Origin of the sequence: Actinoallomurus sp. NPDC052274, from assembly GCF_040679475.1 — a bacterium.
In the GTDB taxonomy this organism is placed as follows: Bacteria; Actinomycetota; Actinomycetes; order Streptosporangiales; family Streptosporangiaceae; genus Actinoallomurus; species Actinoallomurus liliacearum.
In genome coordinates this window covers 12,026-27,087 of sequence record NZ_JBFAUT010000046.1, presented here as the reverse complement: position 1 = coordinate 27,087, position 15,062 = coordinate 12,026, and the positions used below count along the sequence as shown (strand labels likewise).

Genomic DNA, 15,062 nt, shown 5'->3' with positions numbered 1-15,062 from the left:
GAAGGTGAGGGGCCGATGCTGGATACGACCGGTGAGCTGAACTGGTTGCTCGACGATCTCGTCGGGCGGGTCGCCCGGGTGCGCCACGCGATGATCCTGACCGGCGACGGACTGCCGATGGGGACGTCGCAGGGGATGGACCCGGAGGAGTCCGAGCGGTTCGCCGCGCTGGCGGCCGGGCTGTACAGCCTGGCCCGGACGGTGAGCGAGCGCGTCGAGGGCGGAGGCATCCGCCAGACGGTGATCGAGCTGGAGAAGGCGTTCATGTTCGTGGTCGCGGCGGGTGACGGCACGTGCCTGGCGGTCGTGAGCGAGGGCGACGCGAACATCGGCCTGATCGCGTACGAGATGGCGCGGCTGGTCAAGCGGGTCCGCCGCCACCTGGCCACCTCCGCGCGCTCGGCGGCCGCGAGTCCGGACGGACCACCGGGGGGAGCGTGATCCCCCGTGACCGCGTCCAAGCGCCGATGGTTCGACGACGCGGCCGGCCCGGTGGTCCGGCCGTACGCGGTGAGCCGTGGCCGGACCCGGTCGTACGGGGAGACACTCGACCTGCTGGCGGTCGTCGTGGGCCGGGCGCCGGCCAGGGCGGACCGGCGGTGGCTGGACCCGGAGCACCTGCGGCTCCTCGGCCTGTGCCGGCGGCCGATGACGGTCGCCGACCTCGCCGCCGACGTGGGGCTGCCGCTCGGCGTCGTCCGCGTCCTGCTGGGAGATCTTCGATACTGGGGCCTGATCAGCGTGCGGCCTCCCGACACGCGTTCGTACGCGCACGACGAACGCATACTCAGGACTGTGCTCAATGAGCTATACACACTTTGACTCCGGCGTCACCGCGCAGGACTCGCCGATGGCGATCAAGATCCTCATCGCCGGCGGATTCGGGGCGGGCAAGACCACGTTGGTCGGCACGGTCAGCGAGATCCGGCCATTGCGCACCGAGGAGGCCCTCACCAGCGCGGGGATCGGCGTCGACGACACCTCCGGGGTCGAGGCCAAGGAGACCACGACGGTGGCGATGGACTGGGGCCGCATCACCTTCCGGAACAACGTGGCGCTGTACCTCTTCGGGACCCCGGGCCAGCACCGGTTCTGGTTCATGTGGGACGAACTCGCCCGGGGGGCGGCCGGCGCGGTGGTCGTCGTCGACACCCGGCGGCTGGCCGACGGCTTCGCGGCGATCGACTACTTCGAGCAGCGCGGCACGCCGTTCGTCGTGGCCGTCAACCGCTTCGACGGCGCGCCGCGGTACGACGTGCACCGGGTCCGCGCGGCCCTCGACGTCGCCCCCGATGTGCCGATCATCCTGTGCGACGTGCGGCGCCGGGAGTCGGCCAAGCTGGTCCTCGTGTCCATCGTCGAGCACGCGCTGCGCCTGGCCGGCCGGCGCGTCCCCACGGGCTGAGGACCGGTCGGCGCGCCCCCGCGAGGTAAGGACCGGCCGACCGGAAGCGGACATTTTTCTGAACCGCCGCCATGATGGAACGTTCCATTGCATACTCGGCGGAGCGGAGGGGGCCGTGGCGACCGGCCCCGCCGTGGTGGCGGTCCGAGGGACGGCGTGAGAATGGCACGACCGACGAAGGAGGTCGCATGAGCGAGGCGAAGACCGAGATTCGTACCGAGGGGGCTCCCACTCCGCTGCCGGTGTTCTCCCAGGGGGTGCGCAAGGGACCGATCCTTCAGGTGTCCGGCCAGGGCCCGCAGGACCCGGCGACGGGGGCGTACCTCCACGCCGGGGACGTGAAGGCGCAGACCCGCCGGACGCTGGAGAACGTCCGCGCCGTCCTGGAGGCGGGCGGGGCGTCGGTCGGGGACGTGGTGATGTTCCGCGTCTACCTCACCAGGCGCGCCGACTTCGGGCCGATGAACGAGGAGTACGCCGCGTTCCTCGAGGAGCACGTCAAAGACGGCGTCAAGCCGTGCCGGACCACGCTCATCGCCGAACTGCCGAACGAGGCCATGCTCGTCGAGATCGACGCCCAGGCCGTCGTCGGCTGAGGGAGCGGCATCCCGACGCCGGGCGCGGCGTCTCCGGCCTGAGCCGCGCCGTGTCCACGGGGAGCCCTGGAGGACGCGGCCGGTCGCCGGATCCGCCGGTGAACGCGGTACGCGCGCGAGATAGGAGATGACGTTGGAGCACACCGAGACCCGCGCCGCCACGGGCGAGATCGACGCCGAGCGGGTCGCCGAGCTCGCGGCCGAGCGGCTGGACTGGCGCTTCAAGGCCGTTCCCGCCTCGGCGTGGGGGAGTACGGTGGCCGGCTTCGTGGCGGGGCGGCCCGCGCTGGAGGACCTCGGCACTCCGCTGCTCACGCTCGACGCGAGCGCGCTGGAGCACAACCTGCGCACGATGGCCGGCTGGTGCGCGGCGGTGGGCGTGGACCTGGCCCCGCACGGCAAGACCACGATGGCCCCGGCCCTGTGGGAGCGGCAACTGGCCGCGGGCGCCCGCGCCATCACCCTCGCCAACCTCTCGCAGCTCGGGGTCGCCCGGGCGTTCGGCGTGCGGCGCGTCCACCTCGCCAACACCGTCCTGGACCCGGCGGGGCTGCGCTGGATCGCCGCCGAGCTCGACCGCGACCCGGACTTCTCCGTCACCTCCTGGGTCGACTCGGTGCGCGCCGTCGAACTCATGGAGGAGGCGCTCGGCGGCGGCCCGGTCGAGCCATCGCGGACGCTCGACGTCTGCGTGGAACTGGGCGGCGCGGGCGGCCGTACCGGCGCCCGTACGCTCGACGAGGCGCTGGCCGTCGCGGAGGCCGTCACGACGGCCCGGCACCTCCGGCTCGTCGGCGTCAGCGGCTATGAGGGCGCGCTGGCCCACGGCTCCGTCGCGGAGGCGGTCGCCGTGCTCGAGTCCTACCTCGGTGACCTGCGGGAGCTGCACGACCGCCTCCGCGACGGGCGGCTGCTGGACGCGGCGGACGAGACCGGCGACGCCGTGATCACCGCCGGTGGAAGCGCGTGGTTCGACGTGGTCGTCCGCGTCCTCGCTCCGGCCTCGGACGCCCGTACCCGGGTCATGCTCCGCTCCGGCGCGTACCTCATCCACGATGACGGGTTCTACCGTGGCGTCTCGCCGTTCGCCCGGGAGGAGGGGGCCGTGCGACTGCGCAGCGCGATGCACGGGTGGGCGCGGGTCCTCTCCCGGCCGGAGCCGGGGCTGGCCCTCCTGGACGCCGGCAAGCGCGACCTTCCCTGCGACGAGGGCATGCCGGAGCCGCAGTTCGTACGCGGACGCGGGCCGCTCGCCGCCGGCGCGCGCGTCAGCGCGCTGAACGACCAGCACGCGTTCCTCCGGGACGCGGACGTGTCGGTGGGCGACGTCGTCCGTCTGGGCCTGTCCCACCCCTGCACGGCGTTCGACAAGTGGACGCTCATCCCGGTCGTCGACGACGCCGCGGCCGACGGTCCGGTGGTGGTGGATCTGGTCCGGACCTTCTTCTGAAGATTCATTATATGAACTACGGGACGGTAACTGACGAAATTGTTTGATCGATTTCCATGGCCGAGCTCGATTCGGTACTGTTCTACCGTTTTATGCCCCGCATGCATGATCGCTTGCGCCCCCCCGACAGCGACTCATGAAAGGACGCCACCGTGGGTACAGCGGTGCTCCCCCGCGAACTGCCGCCCCGCCTCGTGACCGCCGCCATGAGCGCCTCCGCGGATGTGGGAATATGAACATCTTTCTCTGGACTCCCCTGCTCGTCCTCCTGTCCGTGACGCTCGCGGTGCGGGGGCGCCGCCGGTCCGCAGCGGCCGCGCCCGACCCGAACGCCTATCCCGAGTCGATGACCGCCGTGCTGCCTCCCGGCGACGAGGAATATCTCGCCTGGCTGGCCGATGATTCCTGGCCGAACGACGAATATCTTGATCTCGAACGCACCTGGCGTGCCGAACTCGAGCCGATCACTGTTGATCACGACAGGCCCGTATGTCCGGGCTGTGAGCGTCCCGGGGACGACGTCTGGCCTTGCCCGAATTGTGGGCTTTTGGTGCATTCGACATGCGGTCACGGAATGCGCCGCAGAAAGATCGCCAAGCCGTACCGGACCCGTGACATGGACGCCGAGTCCGTCGTCGCCGAGTGGGTCTGCCGCCGGTGCGCGTCGGTCGTCGGACTCGACGTGGACCGCGGCGACGAGGAGACCGGGCACGGCCTGCACCAGTGACCCGACGGGGCCCGGCGTTGACGCGCCGGGCCCCGTCTGCTTACGGTCGTCATACCGACCAGTCGGTATGCTGACGGGCCGGGCAGACCCGACGGCCGCAGTGGCCGCGTCCGCGAGGGGACGGCGATGGACTTCGCATTCGACCAGACCACCATCGAGTACCGCGACCGGCTGCTGGAGTTCATGGACTCCCACGTCCATCCGGCCGAGCCCGTCTACGCGGCGCAGGCCGCCGAGCTCACCGGCACGTGGGCCACTCCGCCGGTGATCGAGGACCTGAAGGCCGAGGCGCGCAAGCGCGGCCTGTGGAACCTCTTCCTCCCGCACGAGCCGTACGGCGCCGGCCTGAGCAACCTGCAGTACGCCCCGCTCGCCGAGATCATGGGCCGCTCGCCGAAGATCGCGCCGGTCGCGCTCAACTGCGCGGCGCCCGACACCGGCAACATGGAGATCCTCGCGCTGTTCGGCACGCCCGAGCAGAAGGAGCGGTGGCTCGAGCCGCTGCTGGACGGCGCGATCCGCTCGGCGTTCTGCATGACCGAACCGGCCGTGGCCTCCTCCGACGCCACCAACATCGGGCTGCGCATCGAGCGGGACGGCGACTCGTACGTGCTGAACGGCCGCAAGTGGTGGACGTCCGGCGCGCTCAGCCCCGAGTGCGAGATCTTCATCGTGATGGGCGTGACCGACCCGGACGCCCCGCCGTACCGCCGGCAGAGCATGGTGCTGGTGCCGAAGGACACGCCCGGGGTCACCGTCGAACGGGGACTGCACGTCTTCGGCTACGACGACGGCACGCACGGCGGCCACGCCGAGATCTCCTTCGACGACGTGCGGGTGCCGGCCGGCAACATCCTCCTCGGCGAGGGCGAGGGCTTCCGCATCGCGCAGGAGCGGCTCGGGCCCGGGCGCATCCACCACTGCATGCGCGCCATCGGCATGGCCGAGCGCGCCCTGGAGCTGATGTGCGAGCGGGTCGTGTCGCGGGTCGCCTTCGGCGGGCCGATCGCCGACCAGGGCGTCGTGCAGGACTGGATCGCCGAGTCGCGCATCCGGATCGAGCAGGCGCGGCTGCTCGTCCTGAAGACCGCGTGGCTGATGGACACCGTCGGCAACAAGGGCGCCCGGGTGGAGATCTCGGCGATCAAGGCGCTGGTGCCGGAGATGGCGAACTGGGTGATCGACCGGGCGATCCAGGCGCACGGCGGCGCGGGCGTCTCGCAGGACTTCCCGCTCGCCGAGCTGTGGGCGGGCGTGCGGACCCTGCACCTGGCGGACGGCCCCGACGAGGTGCACAAGCGGTCGATCGCCCGCCGCGAGCTCGCCGCCTACCGGGGCAGATGATGGTGGACGAGCGCCCGCTGCCGGAACGGCTGCTGGCGGTGGCCACCCGGCTGTTCGCCGAGAACGGCTACGAGGGCACCTCCGTCCAGGAGATCGTCCGGGCCGCCGGCGTCACCAAGGGGGCGATGTACCACTATTTCGCCGCCAAGGATGATCTGCTCTATGAGATCTACCACCGGTTGCTGGCCCTGCAGACCGACCGGCTGCGGCGGTTCGCGGGCGGCACCGGCCCGGCGGAGGAACGCCTGCGCGCCGCCGCCGTCGACGTGATCGAGACGAGCATCGCGCACCTGGACGAGCTGACGGTCTTCTTCCGCTCGATGCACCTGCTGCCGGCCGAGAAGCAGAAGGCCGTACGGGCGGAGCGGCGCCGCTACCACGAGTGCTTCCGGGCCCTGGTGGAGGAGGGTCAGCGGGAGGGGACCTTCCGGCCCGGCGTCCCGGCGGACCTGGCGGTCAACTTCTTCTTCGGCGCGGTGCACCAGCTGAGCACGTGGTGGCACCCGGACGGGCCGCTGGACGCCGCGGCGGTGGGCGACTACTACGTCGGTCTCTACCTCGACGGGCTGCGGGAGGGCGGCGACGGCTCGCCGGGCCGATGAATCATTCGCCGCCGCTGCGGTAGATGGAGGACATGGAGAAACTGTCATTGGAAGCCCGGGCTCGCGAGCAGCTGGACCGGGCCCTGAACGACTCGGCCGGCCGCAGTGCCACCACGGTCTACGGAGGGCACGAGCACGTGCTCCGGCAGACGCTCATCGCGCTCAAGGCCGACACGACGATGGACGAGCACGTGGGCCCGGAGGAGGGCACCGTCCAGGTGCTGCAGGGCCGCGTCCGGCTCGTGGCGGGGGACGACTTCTGGGAGGGCCGGACCGGCGACCTGATCTTCGTGCCGAAGGCCCGGCACCGCGTCGAGGCGATCGAGAACTCGACCATCCTGCTCACCGCCGTCAAACTGCCGTCGGCGCCGGAGAGCCTCTGAACCCACTCCGGGCGGGCCGGTGACCTGCACCGGCCCACCCCGGTCACCGCCGCCCCTTGACCGTAACCGACCACTTACCTGAGCATGGGGGGCGATGCGGAAGGCGGTGGCGTCATGACGACCCGGTCCGGTCCGGCCCCATCGGAGCTCGGCCTGTCCTCGCTGGAGTTCTGGGCGCTGCCCGGCGAGGAGCGCGAGGCGGCCTTCGCGGACCTGCGCGCCCGGGAACATCCGGCCTTCTTCCCCGAACTCCCCGTCCCGTTCGTGCGGCCCGGTAAGGGCTTCTACGCGCTGGTACGGCACGCGGACGTCAGTGAGGCCAGCCGCCACCCGGAGATCTTCAGCAGCGAGCCGAGCGCGACCAGCATCCCGGACTTCCCGGCGTACATGGAGCGGTTCTTCGGCTCGCTGATCAACATGGACGATCCCCGGCACGCCAAGATCCGCCGGATCGTGTCCCGCGCCTTCACCCCGAAGATGCTCGCCAAGACCGAGGAGGACGTCCGGCGGCGCGCCGCGCGGATCGTCGACGAGCTGATCGAGACCGGCCCGGGGGACTTCGTCGCGAAGGTCGCCGTACGCCTGCCGGTCGAGGTCATCTGCGACATGCTCGGCATCCCCGAACGGGACTACCCCCGGGTCATCGAGCGCACGAACGTCATCCTGGGCAACTCCGATCCCGAGTACACCGGGATCAAGCCCGGACGGGTCGGTCGCGTCACCGCGGCCCGGGCGCTGTTCAAGATCATCTGGGCGGCCCGCGACCTGCACCGGCTCGCGGCCGGCCTGGGCCGCCAGCGCGTCGAGAACCCGACCGGCGACCTGGTCTCGGCGCTGGTCAACGCCAACGTCGACGGCGAGCGCCTGACCGTCCGCGAACTCGGCTCGTTCTTCCTGCTGCTCGTCGTCGCCGGGAACGAGACGACCCGGACGGCCCTCAGCCACGCGCTGAAGCTGTTCACCGACTTCCCCGACCAGCGGGAGCTGCTCCTCGAGGACTTCGAGGGCCGGATCGGGGGAGCGGTCGAGGAGATCGTGCGCTACTCCACACCCGTGATCTTCATGCGCCGCAACCTCACCCGCGACCACGAGATGAACGGGCACACCTACCGAGCGGGCGACAAGGTGCTGCTGTTCTACAATTCCGCCAACCGCGACGAGGCGGTGTTCGAGCACGCGGACGTCTTCGACATCACCCGCGGCCCGAACCCGCACGTCGGGTTCGGCGGGCCGGGCCCGCACTTCTGCCTCGGCGCCAACCTCGCCCGGCGGGAGATCACCGTGATGCTCCGGGAGCTGTTCACCCGGGTCCCGGACATCCGCGCCGCCGGTGAGCCCGACCGCCTGCTGTCCGGCTTCATCAACGGCTACAAGCGCCTGCCCTGCACCTTCACCGCCCCCTGACCGCGATCAGAAGAGCAGGTCCTCGGCCTGCCTGCCGGACGGGTCCGCGCTCAGCAGTTCCGCGTGGAGGTCGTCCATGTGGCGGCCGGGTTCCTCCGTGTCACCCGTCGTCTCGTGCAGCGACCACTCGGGGAGCGAGTCGTCGTCCAGGTCGTGGTTGGGCACGTCGAGCGCGTACAGGACGGCGAAGGCCGCGTCGCAGGCGGCGCGTCGCGCCAGGGTGACGACGTCGGCCCGGTCGGCGCCGGCGTCGAGCAGGCGGCGGGCGGCGGGAATGCCGTCGATCTCGCCGGGCCGCTCGAGGCTGTTGATGGCGTACTCCCAGATGTGGCGCAGCAGCAGGAAGCGGGCGAGCTGCGGGATGTCCTCCCCGACCTCCAGGCGCGCCTCCTCCTCCGGGTGCTCGGCGCCGAGCCCGGCGAACCGGTCGCGCAGCGCGAGCGCGCGGGCGCGGTCCGCCTCGGAGAGGGTCTCCAGCCATCCGGTCCAGCCCGATGGGGCCGATGATGCAGACGTCATGATCGCAGTATGGCCGCGCCACCCGGCCGGCGATGCCGGCGGGGTGGCGCGGGAGCGGGCGTGCGTCCGGGTCAGGAGGGAAGGCTGACGAACCTGGCGAGGAACTCCCGGGCCGGGGAGGAGTCCAGGCGGTAGTCGTAGTTGGTGTCCTTGCAGGCGTCGTCGTCCCCGCTGATCGTGGTGGCCACCAGGAGGTCGGTGTTGCCGAGGAAGTTGGGGCCGCCGGAGTCGCCGAAGCAGGTCCCGCCGTCGCCGCGGTCCGGCTGGAGCTTCAGCCACCGGTGGGTGAGCCCCTGGTAGGAGATCGACGTCCGGCTGCGGGTGTCGGTGTAGACGAACTTCATCTTGCGCTTCACCTTGGACGGGTTGAGCGACCCGTACCCGACCGGCGTGAACTTGGCGTCCTTCAGCGAACCGTCGGCGCGCATCCGGGACAGCAGGTCCTTCGAGGGCAGGCTGGCGGGCTTGATGCCGACGATCGGCGAATCGAAGACCACGACGGCCATGTCGTACCGGTCGGCGTCGGAGTCATAGCGCTCGTCCGGTATGTACCGGCCGGTGTAGACGGCGTCTCCGGTCTTGTAGTGACTGGAGAAGGTCACCCGTGCGGTGCCCTTCTCGCCCTGCCGGCAGTGGGCCGCGGTGAGGAACACCGTCGGCGAGATGAGTGTGCCGGTGCAGTAGGACCAGGTGCCGTCGGGGTACGGCTTGCCGGCGATCAGGGCACCGACCGACGGATGGTCGTTTCCGTCGGGAGATCCATTGGTGATCGCTGATGCGGGGGAGGCCAGACCGACGATCATAAACGCAGAAATTGCAACGGGGGCGGCAAAGCGCATGGGCAGACCTTAAACGGAAATACCGCCTTCAGTCCAAATGATCAGGAAAAGATCTACTTACCGCCTCGGTCCTCCGACCTGCGGATACATCGCCGCATCGATGATCCGAATGGTGTGGCACGAGCGGGCCGAGCGGACGCGCCCGGCCATCCGGAAAGACGAGCGAGTCGAAGCCGTAGCGGTCCCGCGCCGTGATCAGGAAAGGCCGATTCGCCGTGCGGCCCGGTCCCAGGCGGCGTCGTCGCCGCGCGGGTGGTAGAAGGTCAGATCCTGCGTGCGGCGCACCAGCTCGCGCGGCTCGACGGCCGATCCGTGCGCGCGGGCCTGCACCAGAGCGTTCCCGATCGCCGTCGCCTCCACGGGCCCGGCGACGACCGGCAGGCCGCAGGCGTCCGCGGTGAGCTGGCACAGCAGCGCGTTGCGCGCCCCGCCGCCGACGATGTGCACGACCTCGACCGACCTGCCGGAGAGCCGGGCGGCGTCCCGGATCGCGGCGCGGTGCCCGAGGGCGAGGCTCTCCAGGACGCAGCGGACGACCGCCGCCCGTCCCTCCGGCGGCCGCTGGCCGGTCCGCGCGCAGTACGCCGCGATCCGCGCGGGCATGTCACCCGGCGGGAGGAACGCCTGGTCGCCCGGGTCGACGAGCGCGGCGAACGCCGGCGCGTCCGCCGCCGCGGCCAGCAGGTCGGGCAGCGACGCCTCGGCCCGCCACGTCCGCAGCGACTCCTGCAGCAGCCACAGCCCCATGACGTTGCGCAGGTAGCGGATCGTGCCGCCGACTCCGACCTCGTTGGTGAACCCGGCGACCCGGCTCTCCTCCGACAGCACCGGCGCGTCGAGCTCCACCCCGGCCAGCGACCAGGTGCCGCACGACACGTAGCCGAAGCGGTCGTGCTCGGCGGGGACCGCCAGGACGGCCGAGGCGGTGTCGTGCGAGCCGACCGTGGTGACGGGCAGCGCGTCCGGCAGCCCGGTCTCGGCCGCGACGTCCGGCCGCAGCGTGCCGATGACGTCGCCCGGCCGGCGCAGCGGCGGGAAGATCCCGGTCGGCAGCCCGAGGCGTTCGATGAGGGAGTACGCCCAGTCGCCCGCGCGCACGTCGTACAGCCCGGTCGTCGAGGCGTTGGTCATCTCCGCGCCCGCCTCGCCCGTCAGCCAGTACGCCAGCAGGTCCGGGATCATCAGGAGCGTGCGGGCGGCCTCCGGCACCGGTGCCGACAGCAGCTGGTACACCGTGTTGAACGGCAGGAACTGCAGCCCGCCGACGTCGTACAGCGTCTGCGCGCCCAGCTCGGCGACCACCTTGTCCATGACGCCGTCGGCGCGATCGTCCCGGTAGTGGACGGGGTTGCCCAGGAGGGTCCCGGCGGGGTCGAGCAGCCCGTAGTCGACGGCCCAGGAGTCAACGCCGATCGAGGCGACCCCGTCGGCGGCCCGCAGCCCGTCCAGGACGTGCCCGTACAGGCCGAGGACGTCCCAGTAGAGGGTGCCGCCGGCGCGTACGGGGCGGTTCGGGAAGCGGTGCGCCTCCCGGAGGGTCAGCTCGTCCTCGCCCACCCGGGCGACCATCACGCGCCCGCTGGAGGCGCCCAGGTCCACGGCGGCGAATGAACGGGGGGTCATGAGGCATCCTTCGTCGGTCGAATGACCAAGGCGCTGCGCCGGCCGATGCCCTCGCTTCGCTCGGTCATGACTACTGCTCCGAGTCCGTGATCACGATGGTCAGCCGGCGCGGGCCGTGCACGCCCTCGACCCGGGACAGCTCGATGTCGCTGGTGGCCGACGGGCCGGAGATGAACGTCAGCGGCCGTTCGGGGGAGAGGCCCTCGAGCGCCTCGGGAACGTCCGCGGCGATCCGCGCGGCCTCGACCACGACGACGTGGTGGTCCGGGACGAGCGTGAGCGCCCGGCGGCCCTGCCCCGGGCCGTGGTCGAGCACGACCGTACCGGTCTCGGCGATGGCGACCGCGCAGCCGGTGATCACCCCGTCCAGGGCGTCGAGCTCGGCGACCGACACCGGCGGGTCGTCCCGTACGACGTCGACCTCGGCCGTCCACGCCTCGGGCAGGCCCTCCGGGGCGACGTAGCGGCCGCGCAGTTCGCCGAGCACACCGGGCAGGTCCGCGGCGGCGATCCGGCGGACCTCCGCGCGGTAGTCGGCGGCGCGCTCGGCGAACAGGGCCACCGCGTCGCCGTCGTGATGGCGGCGGAGGTACGGCCGGGGCAGCGCGGCGTACGCGGCGGCGTCCGCCGGCGCGTCACCGAGCCGCCGCAGGATCTCCTCGCGGGCGTTCACGATGATCGTTTCTCCCACCAGTCGCGGAAGGTCTCCCTCGCGGGGACGGGCGCGTCACGCGTGTCGGTCCAGCGCGTCAGGGGGCCCGGCAGCCGGCGGATGCCGCCTCCGCGGCCGAGAATCCGCCCGGCCGTGCCCGCCAGACGCTGCCCGAAGGCGAGCCGGGTGGGGGAGCGCAGCGTCCAGGCGGCGAACCGCATGGCCGCCTTCTCCGCGCGGCCGTGCACGGCGCGGGACCGCAGGTGCACGAGCACCTCGGGGATGTCGATGGCGACCGGGCAGACCTCGTAGCAGGCGCCGCACAGCGTCGAGGCGTACGGCAGCGAGTCGTCGACCGGCGAACCGGATCCGCGCAGTTGCGGCGACAGGATCGCGCCGATCGGCCCCGGGTACGGCGACCCGTACGCGTGCCCGCCCGCGCGCTGGTAGACGGGGCAGACGTTGAGGCAGGCCGAGCAGCGGATGCAGCGCAGCGCCTGCCGGCCGACCTCGTCCGCGCGCGTCGCCGTACGCCCGTTGTCGACCAGGACCAGGTGGAACGTCTGGCCCTCGGTCGCGCCCGACCAGACCGAGGTGTAGGGGTTCATCCGCTCGGCGGTCGAGGAGCGCGGCAGCAGCTGGAGGAACACCTCCAGGTCCCGCCAGGCGGGCACGACCTTCTCGATGCCCATCACCGAGATCAGCGTCTCGGGGAGCGTCAGGCACATCCGGCCGTTGCCCTCGGACTCGACCACGACGAGGGACCCGGTCTCGGCGACCGCGAAGTTCACCCCGGACACGGCGACCTTCGCGGCCAGGAACCGCTCCCGCAGGTGGGCACGCGCGGCCTCGGCCAGCCGGGCGGGTTCGTCGGTCAGGTCGTCGGGCGCCCCCGGCATCTCCCGGCGGAAGATCTCGCGGATCTCGGCGCGGCCCCGGTGAATCGCCGGGACGAGGATGTGCGAGGGACGGTCGTTTCCGAGCTGGACGATGAGCTCGGCCAGGTCCGTCTCATGCGCGTGGATGCCCTCGGCGGCGAGCGCCTCGTTCAGGCCGATCTCCTGGGTGGCCATCGACTTGACCTTCACGACGTCGGTCTCGGCGGTGGCCTTGATCAGATCGGTGACGATCCGGTTCGCCTCGGCGGCGTCCCGGGCCCAGTGCACGGTGCCGCCGCGCGCCGTCACCTGCTCCTCCAGGAGCCGCAGGTAGTGGCCGAGGTGCTCGATCGTGTGATCCTTGATCAGCTTGGCCGTCTCGCGCAGCTCCGCCCAGTCGGCCAGCTCGCTCACGGCGGCGGCGCGCTTGGCGCGGATCGTCGTGGTGGCGTGCGCGAGGTTCCGGCGCAGCCGCGTGTCGCGCACAGCGCCGCGCGCGGCCTCCGGGAAGGCGGGCATCCCGACGTACGTCGGCATGCGCCCGCCGGACCGGGGCGCGGCCCCGGCCGTTCGCTGGGTGGGGGACATGGGAGGTTCGCCGATCCGCTCGTTCAATCGGTGGCCGCCAGGATCTCGGCCAGGTGGAGGGTCCGTACGCCCGTGCGCAGCCGGGACAGCAGGCCGCCGATGTGGGCGAGACAGGAGTTGTCGGCCGCGCAGACGACCTCCGCGCCGGTCTGCCGGATCCGGGCGACCTTGTCCGCGCCCATGGCGGCCGATACGTCGGGGTTCTTCAGCGCGAAGGTGCCGCCGAAGCCGCAGCACTCCGCCGCGTCGGGGAGTTCGACGAGGTCGATGCCGCGTACGGCGCGCAGCAGGCGCAGCGGCCGGTCCCCGAGACCGAGGGCGCGCAGGGAGTGACAGGTCGGATGGTAGGTGACGCGGTGTGGGAAGTACGCGCCGACGTCCTCCACGCCGAGCACGTCGACGAGCAGCTCGGACAGCTCGTGGACCCGCGTCCCGGTCCTCCGGGCCTCCTTGGCCAGGCCCTCGTCGCCGATCGTCCGGGCCACCCGCGGGTGGTTCTCCCTGATCATGCCCGCGCAGGACGCCGACGGGACGACGACCGCGTCGAACGATTGGAACGTTTTAACATAATCCTTGACGAGCGGCCCGCACTCCCGGTCGTACCCGGTGTTGTAGTGCATCTGACCGCAGCACGTCTGCGCCGTGGGGAAGACGACCTCGTGGCCCAGGCGCTCCAGCAGGGTCACGACCGCCTTGCCGGTTCCGGGGTAGAGGGTGTCGTTGAAACAGGTGACGAACAGGGCGATGCGCATGTCAGCGGCTCGATTCGCGGACGACCAGCTCGGGCTGGAACATGATCTGCTGGTGTGCGTGGCCCCGGGGGTCGTCGCACTCCTCGAGCAGGAGCTCGGTGGCGATCTTGCCGAGCTGGTAGGTCGGCTGGCGGATGGAGCTGAGCGGCACCGCCGCCGCGGAGGAGAACTCGATGTCGTCGTAGCCGATGAGGGCGACGTCGTCCGGCACCCGTACGCCCGCCTGGGACAGCGCGCGCAGCACACCGAGCGCCAGCAGGTCGTTCGCGCAGAAGATCGCGTCGGGCAGGCCACCGGCCAGGAGCTTCTCGGCGGCGAGGCCGCCGCCGCTCGCGTTCATCTCGGGGACCACCACGTCCTCCAGGACGCGGGCGGGCCGCCCCGCCGTGCGCAGCGCCCGCCGGGCGCCCTTGCGCCGCTCCGTGCACTGCCGGATGCCGAGCGGGCCGGTGACGTACGCGAGACGCTCGGCGCCCCGGTCCAGGAGATGGGTCACCGCCAGGTCCCCGCCGGCGACGTCGTCCACGGACACCGAGCACCCGTCCCCGGTCGCGGGGTGGTCGACCAGGACGACGGCGACGCCGCGGTCGCGCAGGTCCTCCAGGAGTGACAGGTCCTCGTCGGCCGGCGTGATCAGGACGCCGCGGACCCGCTGCTCGGCCAGGACCCGCAGGTTGCGCGCCTCCCGGCCGGGAGACTCGCCGGAGTTGCAGAGGATCACCGCGTGGTCCCGGTCGCTGACGACGTCCTCGACGCCGCGCGCGACCTCGACGAAGAAGGGGTTGCCCACGTCGAGCACCACCAGGCCGATGGCCCGGCTCTGCCCGGCCCGCAGCGTCGCGGCCGAGCCGTTGCGGACGAAGCCCAGCTCACGGATGGCCTGCTGGACCCGGGCCCGCGTCGGCGCGGCGACGCGTTCCGGCCGGTTCAGCACGTTCGAGACCGTGCCCGGCGACACGCCCGCGCGCTGCGCGACCTCCTTGATCCCCACGGTGACCAACGCCGTACCTCTTCCCAGATGTGATGGCGTTCACTGTGACGCCAGTATTAAAACGTGTCAACAGCCCGAGTCGAGACGTTTGGCGCGACCTGGCGGTGATCTGGTCGTTATCTCGTCGAGATATCCGCAGGTCAGGCTGCGTTTCAGCGGTGCGAGGCCAGGTTCGGCCGAAAACTGACTCTTGACGTGTCCCGGCGCACAGACCTAGCGTCCTCGGTCAATCACGTTAAAACGTTTTTATTCCGTTCACACGGAGGAAACATGAGCGAGCGGCGCGAGCGAATCGAAAGCACAGCGCGC

General features: G+C 71.5%; 17 protein-coding genes. 10 read left to right on the top strand and 7 right to left on the bottom strand.

What is annotated here, in order from left to right:
* The first annotated feature begins 15 nt into the window (after positions 1 to 15).
* The 10 genes from AB0K82_RS31290 to AB0K82_RS31245 all read left to right on the top strand — a co-directional run bounded on the left by AB0K82_RS31290 (position 16) and on the right by AB0K82_RS31245 (position 7,911).
* Entirely contained in the window at positions 16 to 441 is a 426-nt protein-coding gene (locus AB0K82_RS31290; RefSeq protein ID WP_364403975.1) for a roadblock/LC7 domain-containing protein, read from the top strand.
* Between the two features lie 6 nt (positions 442 to 447).
* Positions 448 to 822: a DUF742 domain-containing protein gene (locus AB0K82_RS31285; RefSeq protein WP_364403974.1), complete on the top strand. Its 375-nt coding sequence runs from the start codon at positions 448 to 450 to the stop codon at positions 820 to 822.
* Positions 803 to 1,405 carry an ATP/GTP-binding protein gene (locus AB0K82_RS31280; protein WP_364403972.1) on the top strand — a complete coding sequence of 201 codons (603 nt, stop codon included), beginning with the start codon at positions 803 to 805 and terminating at the stop codon, positions 1,403 to 1,405. Before AB0K82_RS31285 ends, AB0K82_RS31280 begins: the two co-directional genes overlap by 20 nt.
* 188 nt (positions 1,406 to 1,593) lie before the next feature.
* The gene (locus AB0K82_RS31275) at positions 1,594 to 2,001 is read left to right on the top strand and encodes a RidA family protein (protein WP_364403970.1); all 408 of its coding nucleotides are present in this window, start codon (positions 1,594 to 1,596) and stop codon (positions 1,999 to 2,001) included.
* Between the two features lie 127 nt (positions 2,002 to 2,128).
* Positions 2,129 to 3,451 carry an alanine racemase gene (locus tag AB0K82_RS31270; RefSeq protein ID WP_364403968.1) on the top strand — a complete coding sequence of 441 codons (1,323 nt, stop codon included), beginning with the start codon at positions 2,129 to 2,131 and terminating at the stop codon, positions 3,449 to 3,451.
* Positions 3,452 to 3,725: 274 nt separating this feature from the next.
* Positions 3,726 to 4,178 carry a hypothetical protein gene (locus AB0K82_RS31265; RefSeq protein ID WP_364403966.1) on the top strand — a complete coding sequence of 151 codons (453 nt, stop codon included), beginning with the start codon at positions 3,726 to 3,728 and terminating at the stop codon, positions 4,176 to 4,178.
* A gap of 126 nt (positions 4,179 to 4,304) precedes the next feature.
* Positions 4,305 to 5,522, top strand: a complete 1,218-nt coding sequence (locus AB0K82_RS31260; RefSeq protein ID WP_364403964.1) for an acyl-CoA dehydrogenase family protein — start codon at positions 4,305 to 4,307, stop codon at positions 5,520 to 5,522.
* Complete coding sequence (locus AB0K82_RS31255; protein WP_364403962.1) at positions 5,522 to 6,124, top strand: TetR/AcrR family transcriptional regulator; 603 nt, start codon at positions 5,522 to 5,524, stop codon at positions 6,122 to 6,124. The genes AB0K82_RS31260 and AB0K82_RS31255 overlap by 1 nt, the downstream gene beginning before the upstream one ends.
* A 32-nt stretch (positions 6,125 to 6,156) precedes the next feature.
* A complete protein-coding gene (locus AB0K82_RS31250; RefSeq protein ID WP_364403960.1) occupies positions 6,157 to 6,507 on the top strand; it encodes a cupin domain-containing protein in 351 nt (116 codons plus the stop codon).
* Positions 6,508 to 6,621: 114 nt separating this feature from the next.
* A complete protein-coding gene (locus AB0K82_RS31245) occupies positions 6,622 to 7,911 on the top strand; it encodes a cytochrome P450 (protein ID WP_364403958.1) in 1,290 nt (429 codons plus the stop codon).
* Positions 7,912 to 7,917: 6 nt separating this feature from the next.
* On the opposite strand, the gene AB0K82_RS31240 is transcribed toward AB0K82_RS31245, so the two are convergent.
* The 7 genes from AB0K82_RS31240 to AB0K82_RS31210 all read right to left on the bottom strand — a co-directional run bounded on the left by AB0K82_RS31240 (position 7,918) and on the right by AB0K82_RS31210 (position 14,762).
* Positions 7,918 to 8,430 (bottom strand): hypothetical protein, encoded by a 513-nt coding sequence (locus AB0K82_RS31240; RefSeq protein WP_364403956.1) that lies wholly within the window; start codon positions 8,428 to 8,430, stop codon positions 7,918 to 7,920.
* 71 nt (positions 8,431 to 8,501) lie between these two features.
* Positions 8,502 to 9,233 (bottom strand): trypsin-like serine protease, encoded by a 732-nt coding sequence (locus tag AB0K82_RS31235; RefSeq protein ID WP_364403954.1) that lies wholly within the window; start codon positions 9,231 to 9,233, stop codon positions 8,502 to 8,504.
* A gap of 231 nt (positions 9,234 to 9,464) precedes the next feature.
* Complete coding sequence (locus AB0K82_RS31230) at positions 9,465 to 10,892, bottom strand: rhamnulokinase family protein (protein WP_364403952.1); 1,428 nt, start codon at positions 10,890 to 10,892, stop codon at positions 9,465 to 9,467.
* Between the two features lie 70 nt (positions 10,893 to 10,962).
* Entirely contained in the window at positions 10,963 to 11,583 is a 621-nt protein-coding gene (locus AB0K82_RS31225; RefSeq protein WP_364403950.1) for a lactate utilization protein C, read from the bottom strand.
* Positions 11,562 to 12,941, bottom strand: coding sequence for a lactate utilization protein B (locus AB0K82_RS31220; RefSeq protein WP_364404052.1), 1,380 nt, complete (start codon positions 12,939 to 12,941; stop codon positions 11,562 to 11,564). The genes AB0K82_RS31225 and AB0K82_RS31220 overlap by 22 nt, the downstream gene beginning before the upstream one ends.
* 92 nt (positions 12,942 to 13,033) lie before the next feature.
* Positions 13,034 to 13,762 (bottom strand): (Fe-S)-binding protein, encoded by a 729-nt coding sequence (locus tag AB0K82_RS31215; protein WP_364403949.1) that lies wholly within the window; start codon positions 13,760 to 13,762, stop codon positions 13,034 to 13,036.
* A gap of 1 nt (position 13,763) precedes the next feature.
* Positions 13,764 to 14,762, bottom strand: a complete 999-nt coding sequence (locus AB0K82_RS31210; protein ID WP_364403947.1) for a substrate-binding domain-containing protein — start codon at positions 14,760 to 14,762, stop codon at positions 13,764 to 13,766.
* Positions 14,763 to 15,062 lie beyond the last annotated feature (300 nt).